Source organism: Variovorax sp. HW608, from assembly GCF_900090195.1.
Taxonomy (GTDB): Bacteria; Pseudomonadota; Gammaproteobacteria; order Burkholderiales; family Burkholderiaceae_C; genus Variovorax.
Window position 1 is genome coordinate 2,701,675 of record NZ_LT607803.1, and the last position, 24,131, is coordinate 2,725,805.

General features: G+C 63.9%; 26 protein-coding genes. 3 read left to right on the forward strand and 23 right to left on the reverse strand.

Translation table 11 applies throughout. The annotated features are described in order from the left end of the window. Positions 1 to 6: 6 nt before the first annotated feature. Entirely contained in the window at positions 7 to 627 is a 621-nt protein-coding gene (locus tag VAR608DRAFT_RS12655) for a TetR/AcrR family transcriptional regulator (protein WP_088954385.1), read from the forward strand. A gap of 33 nt (positions 628 to 660) precedes the next feature. Here VAR608DRAFT_RS12655 and VAR608DRAFT_RS12660 read toward each other — a convergent pair whose 3' ends face one another. Further along, positions 661 to 1,563: a LysR family transcriptional regulator gene (locus VAR608DRAFT_RS12660; RefSeq protein WP_088954386.1), complete on the reverse strand. Its 903-nt coding sequence runs from the start codon at positions 1,561 to 1,563 to the stop codon at positions 661 to 663. A gap of 161 nt (positions 1,564 to 1,724) precedes the next feature. Here VAR608DRAFT_RS12660 and VAR608DRAFT_RS12665 point away from each other — a divergent pair, with 161 nt between their 5' ends. Continuing rightward, positions 1,725 to 2,600: an aldo/keto reductase family oxidoreductase gene (locus tag VAR608DRAFT_RS12665; RefSeq protein ID WP_088954387.1), complete on the forward strand. Its 876-nt coding sequence runs from the start codon at positions 1,725 to 1,727 to the stop codon at positions 2,598 to 2,600. Between the two features lie 8 nt (positions 2,601 to 2,608). On the opposite strand, the gene VAR608DRAFT_RS12670 is transcribed toward VAR608DRAFT_RS12665, so the two are convergent. The 5 genes from VAR608DRAFT_RS12670 to VAR608DRAFT_RS12690 all read right to left on the reverse strand — a co-directional run bounded on the left by VAR608DRAFT_RS12670 (position 2,609) and on the right by VAR608DRAFT_RS12690 (position 6,732). Further along, positions 2,609 to 3,337, reverse strand: a complete 729-nt coding sequence (locus tag VAR608DRAFT_RS12670; protein ID WP_088954388.1) for an alpha/beta fold hydrolase — start codon at positions 3,335 to 3,337, stop codon at positions 2,609 to 2,611. Positions 3,338 to 3,442: 105 nt separating this feature from the next. After that, on the reverse strand, positions 3,443 to 4,426 hold the full coding sequence (locus VAR608DRAFT_RS12675) for an AraC family transcriptional regulator (protein WP_088954389.1): 984 nt from the start codon (positions 4,424 to 4,426) through the stop codon (positions 3,443 to 3,445). A 37-nt stretch (positions 4,427 to 4,463) separates the two neighbouring features. Then, positions 4,464 to 5,216 (reverse strand): VOC family protein, encoded by a 753-nt coding sequence (locus VAR608DRAFT_RS12680; RefSeq protein WP_088954390.1) that lies wholly within the window; start codon positions 5,214 to 5,216, stop codon positions 4,464 to 4,466. 14 nt (positions 5,217 to 5,230) lie between these two features. Continuing rightward, the gene (locus VAR608DRAFT_RS12685; protein WP_088954391.1) at positions 5,231 to 6,337 is read right to left on the reverse strand and encodes an SRPBCC domain-containing protein; all 1,107 of its coding nucleotides are present in this window, start codon (positions 6,335 to 6,337) and stop codon (positions 5,231 to 5,233) included. Continuing rightward, complete coding sequence (locus VAR608DRAFT_RS12690) at positions 6,334 to 6,732, reverse strand: ArsR/SmtB family transcription factor (RefSeq protein WP_088954392.1); 399 nt, start codon at positions 6,730 to 6,732, stop codon at positions 6,334 to 6,336. The genes VAR608DRAFT_RS12685 and VAR608DRAFT_RS12690 overlap by 4 nt, the downstream gene beginning before the upstream one ends. Before the next feature lie 106 nt (positions 6,733 to 6,838). Here VAR608DRAFT_RS12690 and VAR608DRAFT_RS12695 point away from each other — a divergent pair, with 106 nt between their 5' ends. Then, positions 6,839 to 7,384 (forward strand): DUF3455 domain-containing protein, encoded by a 546-nt coding sequence (locus VAR608DRAFT_RS12695; protein ID WP_088954393.1) that lies wholly within the window; start codon positions 6,839 to 6,841, stop codon positions 7,382 to 7,384. Here the strand turns inward: VAR608DRAFT_RS12695 and VAR608DRAFT_RS12700 are convergent. The 17 genes from VAR608DRAFT_RS12700 to VAR608DRAFT_RS12780 form a co-directional block, all read right to left on the reverse strand. Then, the gene (locus VAR608DRAFT_RS12700; RefSeq protein ID WP_197700516.1) at positions 7,366 to 10,152 is read right to left on the reverse strand and encodes an MGH1-like glycoside hydrolase domain-containing protein; all 2,787 of its coding nucleotides are present in this window, start codon (positions 10,150 to 10,152) and stop codon (positions 7,366 to 7,368) included. The genes VAR608DRAFT_RS12695 and VAR608DRAFT_RS12700 overlap by 19 nt on opposite strands. A gap of 231 nt (positions 10,153 to 10,383) precedes the next feature. Continuing rightward, positions 10,384 to 11,079 carry a response regulator gene (locus VAR608DRAFT_RS12705; RefSeq protein ID WP_231973469.1) on the reverse strand — a complete coding sequence of 232 codons (696 nt, stop codon included), beginning with the start codon at positions 11,077 to 11,079 and terminating at the stop codon, positions 10,384 to 10,386. Between the two features lie 12 nt (positions 11,080 to 11,091). Further along, complete coding sequence (locus VAR608DRAFT_RS12710) at positions 11,092 to 12,777, reverse strand: sensor histidine kinase (RefSeq protein ID WP_088954394.1); 1,686 nt, start codon at positions 12,775 to 12,777, stop codon at positions 11,092 to 11,094. Positions 12,778 to 12,990: 213 nt separating this feature from the next. Then, positions 12,991 to 13,635, reverse strand: a complete 645-nt coding sequence (locus VAR608DRAFT_RS12715; protein ID WP_231973471.1) for a response regulator — start codon at positions 13,633 to 13,635, stop codon at positions 12,991 to 12,993. Positions 13,636 to 13,696: 61 nt separating this feature from the next. After that, positions 13,697 to 14,554 (reverse strand): hypothetical protein, encoded by an 858-nt coding sequence (locus VAR608DRAFT_RS12720; protein ID WP_088954395.1) that lies wholly within the window; start codon positions 14,552 to 14,554, stop codon positions 13,697 to 13,699. 244 nt (positions 14,555 to 14,798) lie between these two features. Continuing rightward, positions 14,799 to 15,710: a type II secretion system F family protein gene (locus VAR608DRAFT_RS12725; protein WP_088954396.1), complete on the reverse strand. Its 912-nt coding sequence runs from the start codon at positions 15,708 to 15,710 to the stop codon at positions 14,799 to 14,801. A gap of 9 nt (positions 15,711 to 15,719) precedes the next feature. After that, entirely contained in the window at positions 15,720 to 16,712 is a 993-nt protein-coding gene (locus tag VAR608DRAFT_RS12730; RefSeq protein ID WP_088954397.1) for a type II secretion system F family protein, read from the reverse strand. A 9-nt stretch (positions 16,713 to 16,721) separates the two neighbouring features. Further along, complete coding sequence (locus VAR608DRAFT_RS12735) at positions 16,722 to 18,095, reverse strand: CpaF family protein (RefSeq protein ID WP_088954398.1); 1,374 nt, start codon at positions 18,093 to 18,095, stop codon at positions 16,722 to 16,724. Positions 18,096 to 18,111: 16 nt separating this feature from the next. After that, positions 18,112 to 19,263, reverse strand: coding sequence for an AAA family ATPase (locus VAR608DRAFT_RS12740; RefSeq protein ID WP_088958753.1), 1,152 nt, complete (start codon positions 19,261 to 19,263; stop codon positions 18,112 to 18,114). Between the two features lie 19 nt (positions 19,264 to 19,282). Beyond that, on the reverse strand, positions 19,283 to 19,711 hold the full coding sequence (locus VAR608DRAFT_RS12745; protein WP_088958754.1) for a TadE/TadG family type IV pilus assembly protein: 429 nt from the start codon (positions 19,709 to 19,711) through the stop codon (positions 19,283 to 19,285). Then, complete coding sequence (locus tag VAR608DRAFT_RS12750; protein ID WP_331713032.1) at positions 19,711 to 20,139, reverse strand: TadE/TadG family type IV pilus assembly protein; 429 nt, start codon at positions 20,137 to 20,139, stop codon at positions 19,711 to 19,713. The genes VAR608DRAFT_RS12745 and VAR608DRAFT_RS12750 overlap by 1 nt, the downstream gene beginning before the upstream one ends. A 31-nt stretch (positions 20,140 to 20,170) precedes the next feature. Next, positions 20,171 to 21,448, reverse strand: coding sequence for a TadE/TadG family type IV pilus assembly protein (locus VAR608DRAFT_RS12755; RefSeq protein ID WP_172843845.1), 1,278 nt, complete (start codon positions 21,446 to 21,448; stop codon positions 20,171 to 20,173). Between the two features lie 40 nt (positions 21,449 to 21,488). Further along, a complete protein-coding gene (locus VAR608DRAFT_RS12760; RefSeq protein ID WP_443082934.1) occupies positions 21,489 to 21,749 on the reverse strand; it encodes a Flp family type IVb pilin in 261 nt (86 codons plus the stop codon). Positions 21,750 to 21,755: 6 nt separating this feature from the next. Further along, positions 21,756 to 21,965, reverse strand: coding sequence for a Flp family type IVb pilin (locus tag VAR608DRAFT_RS12765; protein WP_088954402.1), 210 nt, complete (start codon positions 21,963 to 21,965; stop codon positions 21,756 to 21,758). 4 nt (positions 21,966 to 21,969) lie between these two features. Then, a complete protein-coding gene (locus VAR608DRAFT_RS12770) occupies positions 21,970 to 22,179 on the reverse strand; it encodes a Flp family type IVb pilin (RefSeq protein ID WP_088954403.1) in 210 nt (69 codons plus the stop codon). A gap of 116 nt (positions 22,180 to 22,295) precedes the next feature. Then, on the reverse strand, positions 22,296 to 22,580 hold the full coding sequence (locus VAR608DRAFT_RS12775; RefSeq protein WP_088954404.1) for a hypothetical protein: 285 nt from the start codon (positions 22,578 to 22,580) through the stop codon (positions 22,296 to 22,298). A 12-nt stretch (positions 22,581 to 22,592) separates the two neighbouring features. Next, positions 22,593 to 24,125, reverse strand: coding sequence for a type II and III secretion system protein family protein (locus tag VAR608DRAFT_RS12780; protein ID WP_088954405.1), 1,533 nt, complete (start codon positions 24,123 to 24,125; stop codon positions 22,593 to 22,595). Between the last annotated feature and the right edge of the window lie 6 nt (positions 24,126 to 24,131).

The window sequence follows — 24,131 nt, forward strand, 5'->3', positions numbered from 1 at the left end:
GACCTGATGAGGGTGCGAACCGAGGCTCGCCGCGAAGCCATCGTCGAAGCAGCGACTGAACTCTTCAAGGAGATGGGCTACGAGCGGGCGTCGATGAACGAACTGGCCAAGCGTCTTGGGGGCTCCAAGTCGACGCTGTATGGGTACTTCTCTTCAAAGGAGGAGCTCTTTGTCGCGGTCGTCGAGGCCGTGGCGACAGGCCATCTACTGGACGCGACGCAGGAGCTCGCTGCAGAAGTCGCGCATGGAAAGCCCACGTTGGAAGCGCGGCTCGGCCGATTCGGCGAGCGCATGCTCGGCGTACTGACACACGACGAGAGTGCGCTGGCTGTCTACCGCATGGTGGTCGCCGAAGCCGGGCGCTCGGACGTGGGGCAACTGTTCTACGACTCTGGCCCCGCCGCCGCGATGGCGGCACTCACCGGGTTGATGGCCGCAGCCATGGACCGCGGCGAGCTTCGCCGTTCCGACCCCAAGGTGGCGGCAGCCCATTTCACGGCGCTGGTCATGGCCGAAACCGACATGAGGCTGTTCCAGAGGAACCCTCCTCCCTTATCGCTTAAAGAGATCCGCCGGATGGTCGGTCGAGGGGTCGAGATGTTCATGCGCGGCGCCGCGCAGAGCTGACCGGCAGCAGATCGCAATGGTCGTTCTCACCCATCACCGAGGCATCCGCTGGATGAAATCCACGAACGCCCGCAGCGGCGCAGGCAGCAGCCGCCGGCCCGGGTAGTACAGAAACGGTCCCGAGAAGCGCAGCCACCACGGCTCGAGGATCGGCTCCAGGGCACCACTGTCCAGGTGCGGCCGCAGCCAGTCTTCGAACAGGTAGATGACGCCGGCGCCCGCGATGGCCGCATCCACCGCGAGGTCGGTCGTGCCGCCCAGCCGCACGATCAGCGGGCCGGTCACGTCGATGCGTAGCTTGTCGCCCTTGCGCTCGAATTCCCAGGGCGGCGTCAGGCCGCTGGCAAAGCGGCCGCGCAGGCAGGCGTGGGTCAGCAGTTCGCTCGGGTGCTTCGGGCGGCCGCGGCGATCGAGGTACTCGGGCGAGGCAGCGACGGCGAAGCGCTGGGTGCGCGGGCCGATGGGAACTGCGATCATGTCCTGCTCGAGCCGCTCCTCGTAGCGGATGCCGGCATCGCAGCCCGCCGCCAGCACATCCACGAAGCCATCCTCGGCGATCACTTCGAGCGAGATGTCGGGGTAGGCCGCCAGGAAGCCCGGCACGATCTTCGGAAGCACCAGGCGCGCCGCGCTGATGGGCACGTTCAGCCGCAAGGTGCCGGCCGGCCGATCGCGAAAGCCGTTGACCACGTCGAGCGCGGCTTCGACCTCGGTGAACGCAGGCCGCAGCCGCTCGATCAGGCGCTGTCCCGCTTCGGTGGGCAGCACGCTGCGCGTCGTCCGGTGCAACAGCCGCACGCCCATTTGCGCCTCCAGCCTGCGCACGGCTTCGCTCAGCCTCGACGCGCTGACGCCACGCAGGCGTGCGCCTTCGCGAAAGCCCTTGGCTTCTGCGACCGCGACGAATGCATTCAGATCTCCGAGGTCGACTTTCATTGTCTGGAATTCCGCACAGCCTGTGCCGATTATGGTGGCTTATCAAGCAGCCGCGGGCTCCCTAGACTGATTGCCAGGGTTCGAAAAAGCAGGCGCTCCATGCTCGTTGCGCGGACCCCGACCTCCTCCCTTCAAGTCCAGGAACCAGCAAAGGAAGCACCATGTCCAGCACTCCCCTCCCCACCCAATTCACCCTCGGCGACCGCACCGTCAAACGCGTCGGCTACGGCGCCATGCAACTGGCCGGCCCCGGCGTCTTCGGACCGCCCAAGGACCGCACGGGCGCGCTCGCCGTGCTGCGCGAGGCGGTGGCCCAGGGCGTCAATCACATCGACACCAGCGACTACTACGGACCGCACATCACCAACGAGATCATTCGCGAGGCGCTCGCGCCGTACCCCGATGACCTCGTCATTACCACCAAGATCGGCGCGCGGCGCGATGCCAAGGGCGCGTGGCTGCCGGCAGCGTCGGCCAAGGAGCTCGAGCAGGCCGTCCACGACAACCTGCGCAACCTGGGCCTGGGCGTGCTGCATGTGGTCAACCTGCGCTTCATGTTCGACGCGCACGGCCCGGCCGAGGGCGCGATCGAGGAGCCGCTGACGGCCCTGGCCGAGCTTCAGCGCCGCGGACTGGTCCGCCACATCGGGCTGAGCAACGTCACGCCACGGCAGGTGGCCGAGGGCCGGCGCATCTGCCCGATCGTCTGCGTGCAGAACCAGTACAACCTGGTGCACCGGCATGACGATACGTTCATCGACGAGCTGGCGCGCGCGGGCATCGCCTACGTGCCCTTCTTCCCGCTCGGCGGGTTCACGCCGCTGCAGTCCTCGGAACTCTCCGACGTGGCCGGCCGCCTGGACGCCACGCCGATGCAGGTGGCGCTTGCCTGGCTCCTGCGCCGCGCGCCCAACATCCTGCTGATTCCGGGCACCTCGTCCGTCGCGCATCTGCGCGAGAACCTCGCGGCGTCGATCGAGCTGCCGGCCGACGTGATCGCGACGCTGGACCGGCTGGGCGCCGCCCAGCCGGCGTGAGGAAGCGTTCAGTCGCGCCCAGCCGCCAGAATCGCTCGGGCCAGCACTGGCGGATTGCTGAACCACATCTCGTGGCTGCCGTCGCATTCGACCAGCCGGAAAAGACCCAGCCGTTCCGACAGCCTGGGATGCCACGGCAGCCCGTGCGGCATCGCGGTGTCCTGCCGGCAGTTCACATAGGACTTGCCCAAGCTCAGCTCGGCCAGCGGCCGGGCTAGCCGGATCTTTTCCGTGAACGTGCGATAGGGATGGGGGTTGAGCTTGCCGAAGCTGCTCTGGGCCAGCGCCAGGTCGGCGTCGTTGATGAAGGCTTCCCGCCAGACCTCGAAGGGCAGCATCACGGTGTTGCCGTTGGCTTCGGCCATGGCGTCGAACAATGTGACGTAGTGCGGCGGCACCAGGTCATTCAGGCTTTGGCCATCGAGCGGGACGAAGGCGTTCACATAGATCAGTCGCCGAAGACGTTCGGGCGCGCGGTCCGCGGCGCCCGAGATGACCATGCCGCCATAGCTATGCCCTGCCAGTCGGACGTCGCGCAGGTCCCGTTCCTGCAAGTAGTTAACCAGCGATTCGATGGCATCCGTCAGGTCCGATGTGGCGCGGTCGTCTCCGGGTCTGTTGCCAGCCAGCGTGGGACAGTGCACCGTGTGGCCCGCCTCGCGCAGGCAGGCCGCCGTGGCTTCCAGTTCATCGCCTGTGTGCCAGGCGCCGTGGACAAGAACATAGGTGTCGGACATCGCAGTCTCCTTGGTTGGAAATGGAAGACTGCAATCTAGAAGGGCATCCTGCGATCGGGTGGCCGCCGCGTGCCATTCTCATGGCCGCGTCGCGCCACGCGCTCGTCACCCTTGAGGCTTGCGGCGGAACCGTGCCGGGGTCGCACCCAGGTGCAACCGACATGCGCGCACGAAGTGCGATGCGTCGAGCAGGCCCACGCGCCGGCCGATCTCGGCCACGGTGAGCCGGCCGAATCGCGGGTCGGACAGCAGGCGTGCGGCGACGCTCATTCGGCAGGCCATCAGGTGCTCGGCGAATGTCATGCCGCCCTCGGCCAGGCAGCGGTGCAAGGTTCGCGGTGAAATGCAGAGGGACGCCGCGACGGCGCCGGCCGTCAACCCGGGCTGCGCATGCTGCTCCCGCACCTGGTCGAGGATGCGCTGTCGCAGTGATGGGAAAGCATGGCCCCGTGCGGCTGCCGCTGGCGCGCCCATCGCCAGTGCCATCAGCGCCCCCAACTGATCCATGAGCAGGCGCGACGGCAGCGGCGGCGCCGCCGCCAACTCCGGCGTGAGTTCGCGGGCGAATGCGCTCAGAACGGCGCCCCAGCCGGCGCTGCCATCGATCCGCTGGCCCAGCGCGGCCTGGACGTCGGGAAGCCAGGCGGCCAGCCACTCGGGATGCAGTTGCAGTGAGACGGTGTTCGCCGAGGTCGGAAAGTGAAATTCATAGCGCTGCCTGGAGTCCACCAGCACCAGGTCGCCCGGCAACAACCGCGCGCCGCGCTGCTCCTGGACCGCCGTCCAGGCCGAGTCGCTCTTGCAGAGCAGGTAGAGGTAGTTGTCACGGCTGCGCGCGATGGCCGCGCGTGTGCGGTAGACGTCCTGGGCGCTGCCGCACACCCGGTTGACGGCGACGTTGCCCCATGAAACCGACTCCAGGCTCGAATGAAAGACTGCCGCCGAGGGGCTCGTGGCCTCCATTTCCAGGAAGCCTTCGCAGATCGCGCCCACCCAGTAGTCCAGTCGCTGTGCGGGCGCGGCGGCGTCTGTGGACCAGCGCCGAATGCAGGCGCTGGCCGGAAGAGGCGCTGTCGAGGTGGCGATCATGGGCGCAAGTGTGGCCGATGAAGGCGCCGTCGCCGGCTCAGCTTCGCGGCGACGGCTTGATCACGGCCACCAGCGCGCCCTGCGGGTCGCTCAGCATGCCGATACGGCCGACGCCCGGGATGTCGGTCCCCGGCATGCACACGGTGGCGCCGAGCTGCCCGGCCTTGGAGAGCGTCGCGTCGCAGTCGGCCACGTGAACATAGGGGACCCACTGCGAAGGCATCTTCTCGTCCGGCGACTTCATGACGCCGCCGCGGCCCTTGTCGCCCTCGGTCTTCAGCAGGTGGTAGCTGCCGCCGGCCTCCATCGGCATCGTGTCCTGCGTGTAGCCGATGAGCCCGGTATAGAACTTCAGCGCAGCCTGCGGGTCCGAGGTCGTCAGTTCGTTCCAGACCCAGCCGCCTACGGGCACGTCCTGGTCCGGGCGGTCTGCCTGCGCACTCTTCCACAACGAAATGCGCGCGCCCGTCGGATCGATCACCGCAGCGCCGCGGCCCACCGGTCCGTAGTCCATGGGCGCCGATTCACTCCTGGCGCCGGCGGCGAGTGCGGCCGCATAGGCCTTGTCCACGTCGGGAACCGAGACATAGGAAACCCAGCGCGCGCCGCCATCGGCCTGGACGAAGCCGCCGATGCCGTCGGCGCCGTTCATGATCATCGTGTACTGCATCTGCCCCATGGGCATGCTCTCGGCATGCCAGCCGAACAGCGACGCGTAGAAGGCTTGCGCCTTTGCAGGATCGCCGGATGCATGCTCGAACCAGACGAATTTTCCGGGAAGGTAGCTCATCTCGAATCTCCTTTTCACCGCGCTTGGGCGGCAGGGGTTGCATCGTGCGGGGCGGTGGCCGCGGCGAAGCTGGGCCGTGCCCGCATGTTGTCGAGTGCGCGACGGATGTTCGGCCGGTCCGACAGCAATTGTCCCCCTTCGGGGAAGCGGCCGAGGTAGTCGAGGATCGGCGTCACCAGGATGTCCGCGTACGAGGGTGCAGCGCCGCCGATGAACTCGCGGCCCTGGAGGCAGCGCTCCAGCGCATCGAGCGGGCAGACCATGTCGACCGCTGCCTTGCCGATGACGACACGATCGGGCGTGCCGCCCTCGCCGCGCGGAAACACATATTGCAGCACATAGCGCCGCACCATCGCGTCGTAGATGTAGGCGCCGACCGCGCTCACCCACGTTTCGGTGCGCGCCCGGTCGACCACCATGCCGGGGTTGAGGCTCGGGCCGTCGAAGCCCTCGTCGATATAGCGCAGGATCGCGCTGGTCTCCCAGATCTCGGTCTCGCCGTCGCGAAACGCCGGCATCTTGCCGAACGGGTGGATCGCGTCGATCTCCGGGCTGTGCGGTGTGGCGCGCTGGAATGTGTAGGCGAGGCCTTTTTCCGCGAGGCCGATGCGCGCACTGCGCACGTAGCTGCTCGCGGGCTCTCCGAGCAGGATGAGCGTGGCGGCAGTTCCGCGTTCATCGAGCAGGTCGGTCAGACGATTGAAGACCGAGTTCCATCCCTGGGCATGACCGTTGCGGGCGGCCTCTGCCGGGAAGCCGCTGTGGCGCATCTGGATTTCCGTGCCGCCGTCGCGGGCCACGAAGTCGATCTCGATGAGCGTCTGCAGGCCCGCCATGCCATCGACGCCCTGCTCCCACACCCAGGTGTAGACCAGGCGCTCCGCACGCTTGATCTCGCGGTAGCGTCCGCCCACCGAGTGGTTGGCGTTGTCGCCGGTACGCATCTCGATGCGCCAGGCGCCATCGACGCGGGCATCGACCGTGGCGCTGGCCACCGACATTCCGCGCGGACAGTGCCAGCGCGACAGCGCAGCCTCGTCGACGAAGGCGTCGAACACCTTTTCGCGCGGGGCACGGATGAAGCGGGTGAGGTTCAGAGTGAAGTCCTGCGGGGCATTCATGATGGGCGGCTCCTTCGGTGACGAGGGGATTTGGCAGGAACGGCGGCGCGAGGGGCCTTGCGGCCTTTCGTGTCGCCAGGCAAGGGCGGCGCTTCGAGCAACTCGGCCAGCCGGTCCAGGCTCTCCTCCCAGAAGGCGCGATAGGGCTCGAACCAGTCGTGTGCGGTGCGCAGGCCGGGGCCGTGCAAGCGGCAGATTCGCCACTGCGCGCTGGCCTCGCGCTCGATCAATCCGGCCTGTTCGAGCACGCGCAGGTGGCGCGAGATGGCCGGCCCGGAAATCGGAAACGGTTCGACCAGTGCGCCCACATGCGTGGGACCCTGGGCCAGCCGCGCCAGGATCGCGCGTCGCGTCGGGTCGGCCAGGGCGGCGAAGGCAGTGCTGAGCGCATCCATTCCTTATTTAACTCAATGTTTAAATACAAGTCAACGCTCGGCGCGATTGCGCGCACCGTCGACCGGGTCAAGTGATAGAGTCGATTCGAAAAGCGCCAGGAACACCATGCCGACTCTCCATTCGCGTGTCCTCGTCACGGCAACGGCGTTGTTCGCGGTGGCCGGCTGTGCAACGAGCCCGGTCACGATCCCGCCGGACCTCCCCGCGCAGCTGCGGGCGCCCGCAGGCGAGTTGCCATTCCTCGAGGCGCTGGCCACGGGCGTGCAGATCTACGAGTGCGCGCCAAAACCTGGTGAATCGTCGGCCTTTGCGTGGACCTTCCGCGCACCGGAGGCGACGCTCAGCGATCGATCGGGCCGCGCGCTCGGCAAGCACTATGCGGGGCCGACGTGGGAGTCGCTCGACGGCAGCAAGGTCGTCGGACAGGTGAAGGCGAGCGATCCAGGGCCGGGCCCGGCGGCGATCCCCTGGCTGCTGCTGACTGCGAGATCGTCCAGTGGCACGGGGCCCCTCGCTCAAGCGGCAAGCATCCAGCGGGTGAGGACGGCCGGAGGTATCGCGCCCACCGAGCGCTGCAGTGCGACGAATGCCGCGCAGATCGCGCGCGTGCCTTACAGCGCCACGTACTACTTCTATCGCGTGGGTCCGTAGGGCGCTGAGGGGCCGGATCCTGGCGCTGCTTGCAGCGCCCGCGTCGCCGCAGCCTCGGTGCCCGGCATCTGCAGCAGGTCCTTCGTCAGCACCGCGTTCGTCTGAATGATGCGCGCCACGCAGCCGGTCCAGCCGGTCTGGTGATTCGCGCCGATGCCCGCCCCCGTGTCGCCGTGGAAGTACTCGTAGAACAGCACCAGGTCGCGCCAATGGGGATCGTCGCGAAACCTCTGCGCCGGTCCATGCGCAGGCCGCCGGCCCTCGCCGTCACGCAGGAAGATTCGGCTCAGGCGCTCGCCCAGTTCCTTCGCGACTTCGAGGAGGGTCATCATCTGCCCCGATCCGGTCGGGCACTCGACCTTGAAATCCTCGCCGAAGTACGCGTACAGGCGCCCCAGCGACGTGTAGAGCAGGAAGTTGATCGGCATCCAGACCGGACCGCGCCAGTTGGAATTGCCGCCGAACATTCCCGAGTCGGAATCGCCCGGCACATAGGCCACCTGATACGACTGCCCCGAGTGCTCGAAGACGTAAGGGTGTTCGAGGTGGACGCGCGACAGTGCGCGAATGCCGTGCGGGCTGAAGAATTCATTCTCGTCCAGCATGCGCGCGAGGATGCGGCGCAGCTTCTGCGCGTTGACGATCGCCAGCATTCGACGATTGGCCACGCCGGGCTCCTGCGGCAGATGAATGTTCGCCGCGAGCTCGGGGTGCCGAGCCAGGAACACGCGCGCGCGCTGACGGAACCTCGGCAGTTTTTCGATGATGTTTTCCTCGAACACGGCAACCGCGGCCAGCGGCAGCAGCCCGACGATCGAGCGGACCTTCAGGCGCGTGGCGCTGCCGTCCGGGAGGCGCAGCACGTCGTAGAAGAAGCCATCCTCCTCGTCCCACATCTCGTCCTGGCGCTCGCCGACGCGGTCCATTGCGCCGGCGATGAACAGCGTGTGCTGGAAGAACTTCTCGACGAATTCCTCGTACAGCGGCTCGCTCAGCGCCAGCTCGACCGCGATGCGAAGCATCTGTTGGCTGAAGAAAACCATCCATGCCGTCCCGTCGGCCTGGTCGAGGTAGCCGCCCGTGGGCAATGGCGCGGAGCGGTCGAACACACCGATGTTGTCGAGCCCGAGGAAGCCACCCTCGAACACGTTTGCGCCGGTGCGGTCCTTTCGGTTGACCCACCAGGTGAAGTTGACCAGCAGCTTGGAGAAGGCGTACTTGAGGAACTCGATGTCGCCGCCGTCGCCGCGACGCTCCCTGTCGATCAGGAAAAGCTGCATCGTGGCCCATGCATGCACCGGTGGATTGACGTCGCCGAAGTTCCATTCGTAGGCGGGCAGCTGGCCGTTCGGATGCAGGTAGTCGTTGCGCAGCATCAGGTCGAGCTGTTGCTTGGCGAAGTCGGGGTCGACCATCCCGAGCGGGATCATGTGGAACGCCAGGTCCCACGCGGCGTACCACGGGTACTCCCATTTGTCCGGCATCGAGATGATGTCGTCGTTGAACATGTGGCCCCAGTCGATGTTGCGCACCTGGCGGCGCTCCGACTGTGGCAGTTGGGTGCCCGCGCCGTGCTCGTCGAGCCAGAGATCGAGGTCGTAGTAGAAGTACTGCTTGGTCCACAGCATGCCGGCCAGTGCCTGGCGCATGACGTTCGCGCGGTCCGGGTCGTCCCGCACGGCGGGCGGCGTCATCGACGCGTAGAACTCGTCCGCCTCCTTCAGTCGGTCCGCAAAGATGGCATCGAAGTCGCCGAAAGGCGCCGTCAACGTGTCGGGCCCTTTGGTCGTCAACCGCAGGCGAAGGGCCTGCGACTGCCCGGGGCCGACATTGCGCTGGTAGTGGGCCGCCACCTTGGTTCCCTGGCCCGCGGGATTGACCGCAGCCGCCTCGCCGTGAATGACGAAGTTGTGAATGGCGTCCTTTACGTAGGCACAGGCGTTGGTCCCGCCGAACAGCCGCGCGTTGTTGGTTTCGTTCTCGGTGAAGAGCAGCGGCACGTCTGCATCGCAATAGAGGTAGTACTCGTCCAGCGATTCGAGGAACAACGGATCGGTATGACGGGCGCGCACGGTCGCGATCCCGGCGGAGGCAACACGCTCGACGGTCGGCTTCGAACCACCACCCGCCTGCGTCCACGTGTTGCGGAACCACAGCGTCGGCAACAGATGCAGGGCCGCTGCATCAGGACCGCGATTGAAGGCGGTGATCCGCACCAGCACGTCGTCAGGCAATGCCTTCGCGTATTCAACGAAGACGTCGAAATAGCGGTTGTCGTCGAACACGCCGGTGTCCAGCAGTTCGTATTCTGGATCGTGCTTGCCGCGGCCTCGATTGGTGGTGACGAGGTCGTTGTACGGATAGGCTGCCTGCGGATACTTGTACAGGTACTTCATGTACGAGTGCGTCGGCGTCGAATCGAGATAGAAGTAGTACTCCTTGACGTCCTCGCCATGATTGCCTTCACTGTTGGCCAATCCGAAGGCGCGCTCTTTCAGAATCGGGTCGCGCCCGTTCCACAGCGCCAACGCAAAACACAAGATCTGGTGATCGTCGCTGATGCCTCCCAGGCCGTCTTCGCCCCAGCGGTAGGCGCGCGAGCGGGCCTGGTCGTGGGTAAAGTAGTTCCAGGCATCGCCGTTGTTGCTGTAGTCCTCGCGAACCGTTCCCCATTGCCGCTCGCTGAGATACGGGCCCCACTTTTTCCAGGCTGCGAGGTTCGCATGCGCATCGTCGAGTCGGCGCTTTTCCGCTGGTCCAGTGCTCATGGCAGGTTCTCCTTGAGGAGAGACGATTGGGCCTCATCTCGGCATGTTTGATCAAGGCTCCAAGCGTTCCAGTCGGCTGGCGCCGGCCGGGGCCGGGATGGGCTGTGCTGAGGTCCAAAGAGGCATCGAATGACCCCAGCAACATGTCCGAAGTCTGAGACAGCGATGACTGTCAACGCCGGCCCGATCCTCCTGGCAGCCCCCCATGTTCACCGATGGCGCGTGAGCGCGCTACGGCGCGCTGCTCAGGTGATGCTTGACCGCATAGACATACAGTTCCAGGCGGCTGGTGACACCGAGCTTCTGATAGATGGAGCTGAGCTGGTTAAGCAGGGTATGCTCGGTCACGAGGAGTTGCTTGGCAAGGACCTTGTTCGGTGCGCCGTTTCGATCGACAACCTCATCGATGATCCTGCGTTCCTTGGCGGTCAATGTCTGCTGCTTTTGAGATTCCGCATCCATGCTGCGCGCGCTCCTGGAATCCGCCGAATTCACGAAGACGCGTGCGACGGTGGCACCATTCAGCCAGACCTCGCCCAGATGCATCTTCTCGATGGCAAGAATCACGTCCTCGGCCGCAGCGTCCTTGCGCAAGACGCCGCGAGCGCCGCGCAGCACCGCACTGTCGAGCATCGTCTGACCGCGTTCGGCGGTCAGTATCAGGACACGAGAGATTGAGTTCGATACCAGGGAAGGCAATATGTCCAGCGCGCCTGTGCCTTCGAGGTCCAGATCCAGCACCACGACATCCGGCACGAGCCGCGCGACCTTTTGAAGCGCTTCTTCGCAGCTTCGTGCCGTACCCGTCACCTGCATGCGAGGTCGCTCTCCATCGATGAGCCTGGATAGGCCCCACAGCATGGTCTGGTGATCATCGACAAGCATGACGTTGATCGGCCTTGCGGCGGTCTGTGTGGGTTCCAACATGACCTCCAATCTTCAAATTGGAATCTCGACGTGAACTTCAGTACTTCCACCGAGACCGCGGCACACGTGTGCCCTGCCCCCGAGCGCCGCCGCCCGCTCGCAGATCGATCGCGGAACAAAATTCATCGACACCGAATTCCCGGCCTCGTTTTCGATGAGGATCCGCACGCAGTCCTCGGCACAATGCAGCCGCACCGCACCGCGCTGCGCGAACGTATGCCGGCAGATGTTGCTCATGCCTTCACGTACGACATTGAGCACTTCGGCGGCCAGGCGATCTGCAAAGCCAAGCTTTCCTTCAACCTGCACATCTATCTCGATCCCGTAGAAATCGCGCATGTTGGCCGCTTGCTGCTTCAGGGTCGAGACGATCATCTGCTCGGTTTCGTGGGCACCATCCCGAACAGTTCCGGCAAAGCGGCGAAGATCGGAGACGACTTTGGTGGCCTGTGCCGCGATCTTGTCCAGATCGTCGTTCAAGGGGTTGTCCTGCGCGGCTTTCTTGCGAAGGGCGCTCAGTGCGAGCTTGAGGCCGATGTAGGGCTGGATCGCCGTGTCGTGCAGGTCCAGCGCGAACTTCTGGCGTTCCCTCAGGGCGGCACCCGAAGCCATGCTGTCAAGCAGTTCGATGGTCCCGATGACTGGGAACACCTGGGCGCCGACGTAGTTGAAGAACATGGCATCGGACCTGCTCAGGTCGTGGTCGGACGAGAGTAGGTAGATTCGACCGTGACCTTGGCGCACGCTTAACGGGGCGCTGATGAAGGAGCGCGCCTCCAGGAGCTCTGCAAGCATCTGACAAGCACTGTCATTGGACCGCGTCCATCGACGAGACTGAATGTTGTAGGTGCCTGCCTTGCGCAACCAGACCGGCCGCCACCAGGAAGGCGATGAATAGGCGACTACGAGGTTCTCATCCACTCCCATCAATGGAGACGCCGCCTCGATCGTGATCGGTACCGCGCGCAGCGACTGACCACTCGACCCGGCTTTGATGATGCGCATGGAGTAGCTGCCGTTGTGCTTGTCGCGCAGGACGAGAATGCAGCTCGATCCCGAGAAGAAGTGCACCGTTTTCTCGAGGATTTGCGTTACCGTGTGGTCGACGCCGAATCGAGGATTGGACACACGGCTGACGTCGCGCAAGAGCTCCATCCGCCGTCTCAATTCGAGCCTGGAGCCGCCCCAATACACACTCATGTAGCCAAGCGCCAAAAGGAATGTTGCGCGCATCAGCAGGCGCGAGTACTCGGGTTCAGTTGCATGCACGATGCCGGACATCGCAAGAAGCACGATGGATGCGACAGTGACGCGCGCACCCTCCTCGAACCCCCATCGGAATGAGGAAGTCAGGATCGCGAGGAAGAAGAACAGGAAATAGAAGCCGTGAATTCCGCTGGCCGGCATCAAAAAGAGCCCGTACCAAAAGACATCCAGCCAATGGACCCACTTCGTCCTTTGCCACGGAAAGCGAAAGAACTCCGTGAGCGCGCAAATCACGAGGCTGTAGCAGAAGTAGAAGCTTGTGACGGCGCGGGTTCCGACATCGAGATAGATGTCGTCCTGACCCGTTTGATGAACAAAAAGCGCAAGGAATGCCGACGTCGCCAGCACCAATCTCATGCGGGCAATCATTCGGGCATCGGCGACATCTGCCGCCGCGCCCGCATCGGCCTCGATCTCTACAGCTTCCTTCATGGTCCCCACCAAGCCGCACGGCCCCCCGCTCCTGTGTTGGTTACATTAGGCTACAACATACGTGCTACCCCGCACACCGAGGAATGCGACTAAAGCGAAGTCGAAGTTCGCATTAGTGTGATTTTTTCCCATGGAATTGGCGCCGGGGAACCCAAGCTCGGGGAAACCTCACCGGAAACCGGACGGTTCTGGACTACAGGCTGGCTGCGGATGTCACGATCTACTCTTTGTCTTCTCTTCTGCGAGGGGATGCTGAAGGACGTACGCGTACAGTTCAAGCCGATTCGCAATCCCAAGCTTGTGGTAGATCGAGGTCAGGTGATTGCGCAGGGTTGCTTCAGCGATGCATAGCCGCCTGGCCAAGGCAGCGTTTGACTCCGTTCCTTCCACAGAGCAGGCGACAATCTTGCGCTCCCGAGCAGTCAGGCGGGAATATTCTTCCATCGGAGCTGAACGAGTTTCCATAACTTGGCTGAAAAGGCGCCCGAGCGCTTGCTGCTCGAGCCAAAGATCGCCCCGGTGCGCCGTCTCAATCGCTTTCAGAACCTCCTCCGCCGGACCGTCCTTCCTCACGATACCGCGGGCACCCCGCAGCATTGCAAGATCGAGAAGCTCCTGATCGCGTTCGCCGGTCAAGATCAAGACACGCGCCGACGATTTGGAGACGATGCAGGGCAGCAGGTCCAGCCCGTTTTCACCCGCAAGATGCAGGTCGAGCAGGACGACGTCAGGCCTCAGTTCAAGCAACTTGGTCTCAGTTTCTCCGCTCGTGGTTGCGGTGCCGGCAACCTCCATGCGGGGCTTCCCGCTCTCGATCAGCCGCTCCATGCCCCAGAGCACGGTACGGTGGTCGTCCACGAGTAGAACGCGAATTGGCTTCGTGCTAGCTTCCATGCGCTCGCACAATGCCATGCTCCACCTATGATCCGAGGCACATCGCCTCGTGGGCGGCGGCTTTTAAGCGAGGCTGCTCACCCAAAGCGTCCGCTATCACGCTTGCTGCCATGGCGATCAGACAATCCAAGTCCTCGCTCAGCAAGTTATTCGCGCCAGCCTTGATTCGCAGTGCGCCGAGCCCGAACTGAAGCCCGATGTACGGCTGTATGGAAATGTCGCGTTGCTGCACGGCAAACGCTCGGGAGCTCACCCCGCCAGGAGCCTCAGCGTCGCCAATGGAAGAAAAGCCCAAGGCCACAATCTGATTCAGAAACATCGCATCCGATCGTCTCAATGCTGCATGGCCTGAAGAGACAACGTAGATGCGCGCTGTTGCCCGTGTCGAATGTACCGGAACGCTAACAAAAGAACTCGCTCCAAGCAGATCGACGAGACACTGAATGCCGTCGACATTCAATCCGACCCATGCGCGTGCTCGGAGGTCGTACGCCGCGCATCTGGCCTTTGCATCATGATGCAGTTGTTGGTAGGTGACGAGATGCTCGTCGGGCAAACCCACCAAAACCGCCGCCGCGCCAGCATCAAAGGGCAGGGAAACGGACTCGACTTCATTCTCTTTGACGATGCGCAGCGAGTAGCCGGACGAGCGGAAGTCACGCGAGACCATGATGCAGAGCGTGGCTGAGAAGAATTCTCGGATTAATCCGAGCACACGCTCCAATGCGAGCTCCCGCCCCAAACTCGGATTCGAGGCGCGGGCAATCTCACGCAGGAGCATCAGGCGCCGACGGGCCATCAGGCCCAACTCAAAGCGGATGCGGGCGATGTTTCGCACGGTGGCGCCCCCATCTATATTTCGATTGAGTGCGATGGCGTCCATTGTTTTGTTCTGAGACGTTGGTCCGTGACTGATTGCTGTGCATGCCGCTCGAATCGTGTTTTTAGCGCAAAGGCAGTCATAAGTTTCCTATTGCAGATGAAATAAAGAACTGAATTCTTTGAAAGCCATGCGATGCGTGAAATTTGCCGCAGCCTCCAGCCTTCGCACTGATGGGATCCGGACGTTGAGGAATGTCGGCCCGAGAGAACACCGGATTGCGCGGACAGTGTCTGAGAGCGCGCCTCTAGCGCAACCCGCCGCCTAGCATCGGCAGTAGCGTGCGCACCACCTGGATCGCGGCCGGACCGATGACCACCATGATGATCGACGGGAACACGCACACCACCAGCGGAAACAGCATCTTCGTCGGCACCTTCGCGGCCAGTTCCTCGGCGCGCATCTGGCGCTTATGCCGCAGGTCGTCCGAGAACACCCGCAGTGATTCGCCGATGCTGGTGCCGAATTTGTCGGCCTGCGTCAGCATGGTGGCGAAGGTTCCAATCTCCTCGACGCCGGTGCGCAGTGCAAGATTGCGTAACGCCTTGTCGCGGGCGCTGCCGGCGCGCATCTCGAGATTGGTCCAGTGCAGTTCCTGCGCCAATGCCTCGCTCTTGATGCGTATCTCGTCAGTCACCTTGGTCAGCGCCGCATCGAGGCCCAAGCCGGCCTCCACGCAGACCAGCATCAGATCGGCAGCATCGGGGAAGTTCTCGAAGATCTCGCGTTTGCGCCCCCTGGCGCATAACCAGAGGTAGGCATTCGGCAAATAGCAAGCGAAAAGCGCGGCAATGAGCAGCCAGAGGATGAGCGTCATCCCCTCGGTCTGCTTGAACCCGCGCAGCAGGACGAAGGTCATGACGCCAAACAGCAGGGGCAGCACGGATTTGATGCCGAAATAGATCAGGCTCGCATCACGGTGCCGTATGCCGGCCCGGAGGAATTTGAGGCGAAGCGGCGACGCTTCCTCGTCGCCGGTCGGCGAGGAAAGCTGCGCGAAGGGCCCCACGAGTTTGACGACGGTCTCGGTCCACTGCGACTTTTCGGGCGGGGAGAACGCCTTCAGACGCTGTTCGGCCCGGGTCGGCGCCCACCACAAGTAAACGCCCGCGAACCCCAGCGTGACGGCGAGGAAGACTAACGCGGAAAGAACGAGCATGGAAGTCTCCTAGACGCGAATGCGCACGATCCGACTGAGAATGAGCGCACCGATGAACATCAGCGTAAGCATGTACTTGATGATCGCGAGGCCAATCGGATCAGTCCAGAAAGGCTGCATGAACTTCGGATTGCCCCAGTTCATGAGTGCCGCCAGCAGGAAGGGCATGAGGCCGAGGACCCATGCCGAGAGCCGCGCATCGGCAGAGAGCACGCGCACCTTGGCCAGCAGCTTCAATCGCTCGCGAATCAGGCGGCTCAGGTTGCCGAGCACTTCGGTCAGGTTGCCGCCCGACTCGCGCTGGATCAGCACCGCCACCACGAAATAGCGCAGATCCGTGATCGGGACTCGCTCGGTCAAGTTGGCCATGGCCTGCTGGAGCGACACGCCGAAGTTGACCTCGTCATGCACTATGCGGAATTCCGAGGCGATCGGCTCCGCCATTTCCTCGCCGACCATTTGCAAGCCAGAGGAAAAGGCATGACCGGCGCGCAGCGACCGCGTCATGAGGTCGAGCGCCTCCGGCAACTGCTGCTCAAGGCGCTTCAGACGCTTGCTGCGCCGATAGCTCAGGTAAACGAAGGGCGCCAGCGCGAGCGTTCCGCCTGCAATCAGACCGAATGCTTCGGATTGGTGTCCGATCACCATGGCCGCCATGCCTCCTGAGACGCCGAGTGCAACGCACCCGAGCAGCAGCTTCGAGACCGTCCAATTGAGCCCGGATTGGAGAATCAGCCGGTCCAGCTCTCTCGCGCGCGGCATCCGAAGCAACCAGCGCTCCAGCGCCGGGACTTCGCTGAGCATGCGTTCCTTGAGGATCTTTGCCTGCGGCGTGTTGTCGCGCGAGCCCGAGAGCGCCTGCAGCCGTTTCTCGAGCTGCCGTGCCTCGGGACTCTTGTATGACTTCCACAGCAAGTAGAGGCCTTCGAGCAGCAGCAGCATGGCGACGAACACCAGCACCACGACCGTGAGCAGGGAATTGCCCGTGAAGTCTTGCATGATCGTGGCTCCTCACTGGTATCTTTTTGCCGGATCGAAGATCTCGTCCGGCAAAGGCACGCCGAAGGCGCGCAGCCGGTCGGCGAACTTGGGGCGCACGCCGGTCGCATGGAAGTAGCCTTCCACCTGGCCTTCCGGGCCGACGCCGGTCTGGCGGTAGGCAAAGATCTCCTGCATGGTGATGACCTCGCCTTCCATGCCGGTGATCTCCTGGATGCTCGTGATCTTGCGCTTGCCGTCGGTCATGCGCAGTGCCTGGATGACCACCGTGATGGCCGAGGCGATCTGCTGGCGCGCCGCGCGGTGCGGCAGGTTGAGGTTGGCCATGCCGATCATGTTCTCGAGCCGCGAGAGCGCATCGCGCGGGTTGTTGGCATGGATGGTGGTCAGCGAGCCTTCGTGGCCCGTGTTCATGGCCTGCAGCATGTCGACAGCTTCGGCGCCGCGCACCTCGCCGATCACGATACGGTCGGGCCGCATGCGCAGCGCGTTGCGCACCAGCGCGCGCTGCGTGATCTCGCCGCGGCCCTCGATGTTGGCCGGCCGCGTCTCCAGGCGCACCACGTGCGGCTGTTGCATCTGCAGCTCCGCCGCATCCTCGATGGTCACCACGCGTTCCGCTTCCGGGATGTAGCCCGAGAGGATGTTCAGCAGCGTGGTCTTGCCGGCGCCCGTCCCGCCCGAGATGATCATGTTGACCTTGGACTTGCTGAGCGCCTCGAGCATCTGGGCCATTTGCGGCGTCAGGCTCTTCAAGTCCTCGACGAGATTCTGCATCTTCAGCGGCTTGTGCGCGAAGCGGCGGATCGACATCATCGCCCCGTCGAGCGCAATGGGCTGGATCACCGCGTTCACGCGCGAGCCGTCGGGCAGGCGCGCATCGACCATCGGGCTCGACTCGTCGATGCGCCGCCCGATGCGCGAGACGATCTTGTCGATGATGCGCAGCAGGTGTTTCTCATCCGTAAAGGCGATCGAGGTCAGCTCCAGGCGCCCGCGGCGCTCGACATAGATCTGGTCGAAGCGGTTCACGAGAATGTCCGAGACTGTCGGGTCGGCCATCAGCACCTCGATCGGTCCGAAGCCCAGCATCTCGTGCTGGATGTCGCGGATCAGCGTGCGGCTCTCGAGATCGTTGACCGCCGCCTGCTCTTCCAGCACGAGGCGGCCGACCATGGTCGCAATCTCATTGCGCAGGGCCTCCGGCGTCAGCGTGTCCAGCGCGGCCAGGTCAAACTTCTCGAGCAGCTTGAGATGCAGCCGGCTCTTGAGCGCCTTGTAGGCATCCGAAGTTCCGGCATTGGCGGCTTCGTCGGAGGCGACATGCAGCATGGGACGGGCGGCGGACTCCGCTGCCACCACATTGAGTTTTTCACGCAGGGACATGGGTGCCTTTCGAGGATCAGGCCCGGCCGAACAGCCGGTTGAAGAGACTTGGACTGACTTCCTGACGCGGGGACAGGGCATAGACCAGCTCGCCCAGGTCACGCACCACCGGGCTGGAGCGCGCGAGTCGCGCCAGCGGGACACCGCGATTGATGGCGGCGGCCACTTCCTTCGGCGCATCGGCGATCAGGCGATGCCCGGCGTCGCCCAGCGACCGGCGCACCTCCTGCGCGCCGATTTCGCCGATCTTGTCGAAGCGGTTGATCAGCGGCTCGATCTTGTCCTGCGCATAGCCCAGCGACTTGAAGACGCCGAGCAGCTTGCGGGCGTTGCGCAAGCCGGGCAGGCCGGCCTGCAGCACGGGATAGATGCGATGCGCGCGGTCGAGCGCGCGGATCGACAGGGTGTCCAGCGCGCGCGACATATCGAGCAGGACGAAGTCGTACGTGAGCACGGCGAGACCCAGGATGGCATCGATGTGCTCGGGCTGCACCTCCATGGCCATGGAAGGATCCTCGGGGGCTGCCAGCAAGCTGAAGCTCGGCGTGACCTTGACCGCGCTGGCCGCGAGGAAGGAGGCATCGAGCCGGTTGAACTCGCGGGCCACGTCCGCGATGGTCGACTTGGGCTTTTCATCGCTCACGAAGGACAGCGCGTCGCCGAACTGCAGGTTCAGGTCCACCAGCAGCACCGAGTTGTGCTCCGCGAGCTGCCAGCCCAGGTTGGTCGCGAGAAAGGTGGCACCGCTGCCACCCTTGCACGGCATGAAGGCCAGCAGCTTTCCGCCTGCGTGGCCGTGCGAGCCCGCGAGCTTGGCTGCGACACGCTGGACCATGGCCTCGAGCGCAGCGGGGCCGGCGGGCGAAGGCAGTACCTCGCGCACGCCGGCGCGCATCGAGTTGAGCAGGAATTCGGGCGTGTGCGTCGCGCACAGCAGCACGATCGCGGTCTTCGGATGATGCGTCGTCACGTGCTCGACCAACACCAGTTCGTTGGCATCGCAGCACATGCCGTCGACCAGCAGCAGGTCAGGCTGCTCCTGCTCCACGACAGACCGCATCCGGCTCTTGCCGCCGTCGAAAGTCAACACGGTGTGGCCTCGAGCACTCAGAACCGGAGACATGTTGTCGAGGTGGGCCCGATTGGGCGAGATGATGGCAATTTTCATTTCGTGCATCCAATCTTCTTTACGAGCAGATGGCGGGGCTATTGGGATCCTGGCGCATGATTTCCCTGGGCAGGAAGGTCGAGAAAGTCGGCATCGGAATGGGCGCGAGCGCGGCCGCACCGGCAATCGGCGAAATCCATTGATAGTCGAGTCCCGTGATGGTCACGGTGACCCCTTCGCAGGTTGCGGCGTTGCAGCCTGCCGGAATCCAGGCCAGGTTGATGGTGGTGATCTGCGGCAGCAGGGCCTGCATCCTGGCCAGCACCTGTGCCTGGTTGCCGGTGTCGTCGCATACGACCGCGTAGCGGGCGCCTGCCCTCGTCGCTTCGTTGGCCGCGCCCCAGGTAAAGAGCATGCGGGCGAAATCCGTGATCCCCAAGAGGAGCATGAGGAACACGATGAGGCCGAGTGCGAATTCGACCGTTGTGGCGCCGGATTGCCGATGCATCATGTGGCGGCCCTCATGGTGGCAGTGATGTCGCTGAAGACGATGTCACCGTTGGCATTGGCAAAGACAGTGCCGAACACGCCGGCAAAGAGCGAATGGAAGGTGAAGTTGGTCACCCGAACCGTCACCGTGTTCACCACCGGGTTCGTGCCTGCGGTTTGCCAGGTGCAGCAGCTCGCAACCGGCACATTGGCGAGCGTCAGACCCCGGACAAGGGGCGTGCCGGAGCCCGCGGGATTGCCATACACGATAAGGTTTCGTGCTTCGTTGATCTTGGTGCCCGGCGTCTGGAAAGACAGGTACCGCACGGCATCGCGCGTCGACTTGGTCACGGCGTTGTATTCGTAGAACGCGCGACCGAATTCGGTCGTGGTGAAGGTCAGGAGCAGCAGCAAGGGAGTGATCAGGGCCAGTTCCACCAGTGCCACACCGCGTTGTCTTTGTCTATTTCTCATCGGATCACCTCACCAGGACGGGAACCAGCGGGCCCGCCGCGCCGCCCGCCAGTCCGCTCGTCGTGCACGGACTATTCGTGGCCGACGCATTGCCCCTGAACTCGAGCTGGACGTTCGTCATGGGGATCGAGAGCGGCTGCAGCATGAACATGCATGCATAGTCGATCACGCCGTTGGCGGCATTGATCACGGGAACCGTGACGATCCTTCGGCTGCGTCCGTACTGCTTGTGGCCGCCGGTCGTATTGCCGGGCGCGGCCAGGTTCTGGAAACTGTTCAACGACAGGCCGGTGATCGATTCGCAGCTGTTCGCGCCGTTGACCTTGGTTCCCGTGTCGGCGCACGAAGCGAATGACTGGCGCTTGGTCAGAAAATTCTGTGCGGTCGGCGAAGCCGCGCCGGGTGCCGGCCCGTCATAGGCACTCTGCTTGGCCGGCCAGTTGGTGGCGGTATAGGCGTAGCCGGTGTAGTCCGGATTACCCACCGTCGAGGCCGGGCTGCCGGAGTTCTTGTAGATCCCGAAGCGATAGTTCCATGCATCGGCCACGGAGGTCTGCACGCCGGGTGTGCCCAAGGTGTCGCCCACCTTGGTGCCGCAGTGACCGTTCAGCTCGGCTTCCGTTTCGGCGGCATTGTTCGATCCGTCGAGATTGGCCCAGCCAATCTCACCGCCGGCTGCGGCATTCTGCGCGTTGATCAGAGTGACCCATTCGCCGACCGCGAACCCATAGTTCGGAGCGGTGCCGGTTGGCTTGGGTTTGAGCGCGAGCGGCACCGGGCAGGTGGTCTGCGCGCTGGCGCGCGTGGCGACGGCCATGGCCCCAACATTGCCTGTCGGCGGGTAGGCAGTGGCGTCGCCGGTGAACGCCCCCATCATTTTCAAGAGCCACATGTTGACGTTGGACTGCGTGTGCTGGCACTGCGCATATCGGGCTACAGCCGGGACCGTGGTCGGCACATAAGCCGAATCCCTGAACGTAATGCTCGCGTCGACTAGCTGGCCTTGGCCGTCCCAGGCGGTCGATTGCATGTTGACGCGGTTCAAGTTCCCCGAAGTCTTGCCGGCGCTTCGGGCACGATCCAGTGCCGTTGGCTGGCCGTCGAGTTCCTGGGCTGCCGCGAGCGCGCAACTATCCAGGGCCGTTTGCAACTCTGTCTGGACAACGAACAGATGTCCCAAGTCAAGGGCGATGCCCATGAAGCCGAGCAGGAACAAAAGGAACAGCGCAGCTGTGACAATGAATGCGCCCCGCTGTCGTTGAAAGCTGGCGAGCTTTGGCATAGGGTGGACGCTCATGGATGGGTGTTGCAGAAGGCGTTGGTCAGGCGCAGACGCCCGTCAGGCACGCCAGGAATCGCGCGATGAAGCCGGCAAAATTGGCGCCAATGATCAGAGGCTGCAAGGCCAGTACGAGCGCGATAGAGATCATCGCGATGATCAGCGCGTATTCGACGACGTGCGCGCCTTCCTCTTGTCGAATCAAACGTGCTAGCACTTCTCTCTCCTCGTTGAAGACTTCAACTGGAACCGACGTCCAAAATGCGCGACTGGCAGCGCTCGTGCATTGGCGCTGCCGTCGCACAGCGAATCAGACGCACGAACCAGGAGTGGTATTGGTCAGGCAGGTCGTCACTCGCGCGATGAACGTGGCAAACGGGTTGTTTGCACCACCAGCGATGGCCGAAAGCGCAATGACCAAGGCGATCGACACGACCGCGATGATCAGCGCGTACTCGACGACTTGTGCGCCGTCTTCTTCGATTGCCAGGCCACGGAGGGATTTGCCAATGGCATTCATATATTCACTTGCAGGAACCAGGAGTGGTATTGGTCAGGCAGGTCGTCACTCGCGCGATGAACGTGGCGAACGGGTTGTTTGCACCACCAGCGATGGCCGAAAGCGCAATGACCAAGGCGATCGACACGACCGCGATGATGAGCGCGTACTCGACGACTTGTGCGCCGTCTTCTTCGATTGCCAGGCCACGGAGGAATTTGCGAATGGAGTTCATATATTCACCTATAAGAATATGCTTGATTGAGAAAACGAAAATCTGGTTGCGTGTTCTTTCTTCGATAGGCTGGACTCCTTTCAGAAGAGGTCGTTTGATCGATAGGTGCGCAAGGACTAGCGGGCGCCGCCGCCCCCGATGGCGCCACCGATGTTGATGACATTCACTGCCGGCGGCGGCTCCTTGAAGCTCTCGTGATAGCGGATGAGCGTGTCATGCGCCGCTTGGCCATCGAGGCCCAGCGCCATGTCCGGGTTCTTCCTCCCGGCGTCCGGGTCTATGGTCTGCATCCGCTTCGCATCGCGAACGGCATCGCCGAAGCGCGCGTCGTAGTTCGGGGTCACGTGCTGGCAGCCCGCCGTCAGCACGGCGACCAGCAAGGCCAGGGTTTGGGTCTTCATGGTCTGCACTCCTTATTGCTGCTGGAATTGCGGCGGCGGCGCGTCGGCCGGCGGCGTGGCGCTCTCGACTGCGCCGTTCAGGTACACCTCGGCGCGGGTCGGCACCACGTGGTTGTCGGTGGGCAGGCGCGGCGCTTCGGGCAGGGGCTTGACCAAGCGCGGCGTGATCACGAACAGCAGTTCGCTCTGGTCGGTCTGGAACTCCGTGCTGCGTGCCAGCGCGCCCATCACGGGGATCTCGCCGAGGCCCGGGAAGCGCTTGATGGTCTCGGTCATGTTGTTCTTGATGAGACCCGCGATCACGAAGCTCTGTCCGTCGTTGAGCTGCACGGTGGTGTCCGCGCGGCGCACCGTGAGGGAAGGCAGCACGGCGGTGACGTTGTTGACCGTTGTGAACGGCGAACCGGTCTGAGACAGGTCCGACACTTCGGAGACCATCTTGAGATTGATCCGGCCGCCGTTCAGGACCGTGGGCGTGAACTTCACGCCGATGCCGAATTCCTTCTCCTCGAGCGTGATGGTGGGCGCCAGCGTTCCGGTGGCGCTCTGCGATACCGGAATGAAGATCTTTCCGCCCGAGAGAAAGCTGGCCTGCTGCCCGCTGATCGCCATCACGTTGGGCTCGGCCAGCACGCGGACGATGCCGTCATCCTTCTGGCCATCCAGCTGGAGCTGCGCGCGCCCAACGCGCAGCGCTTCGATCAGCCCCGCACCGCCGCTCAGGAAGTTCGACAGCAGCGTGTAGGTGTTCATGCCGCCGCTGTAGCTCTTGGTGAGGGCCAGGCTGGCGCCGAGCTTGTCGAGCAGGGTCTTGCTGACCTCGGCAATCTTCACCTCGAGCATCACCTGCTGCGGCGCCGCGGTGCGCAGCATGTTCACGACCTTCTTGGCGTCGCCGTAGGAGGCCGCGAGGGTCATGACCTCGTCCAGCTTGCCGGGGTCGCTGACCTCGCCGCTGAGCACCAGCGAGTTCTCGGCGCCGCGCACCTTGATGCGGTTCTCGCCGGGCATCAGTTCCGCGAGCTTGGCCTGCAGGGCGCCCGGGTCGACGGTGACGACGATGTCCTTGATGAAGCACACGCCTTCGGCGTTCTGCATGATCACGTTCATCGAGCCCGCGCGCTTGCCGCGGAAGAACAGATCCGTGGGGCTCAGCAGCATGACTTCCATCTCGGCCACGCCGTCCTGCGCATTCGCCTGCATCGGCGGCGCGCCCATCGGCATCCCTGGTGTGGGCGCGTAGCCGTTGGCTGGCATGGCTACGGGGCGCGGCGACGGCGGCTGGCCGCTCACGAGTATCCGGGTCACGCGAGACTTGAGCGGAATGACCGTCGACTTGCCGAGTGTCACCGTGGCTGGCGTGTCGACCTCCACGCGCGAGCAGCGCTTGTGCTCGGAGAACTGCGCCGAGGCCATCGCAGGCGCGGTGGCGGATGCGGCCACCGCCGAGCCCTGCACGGGCATCGTCTGCCCGACCGCCCCGGGGCCCGTCATCAGCAGTGCGCAGGCGGCGAAAGCAATGGCCGTCTTGCTGGATCTAAACATATGAGT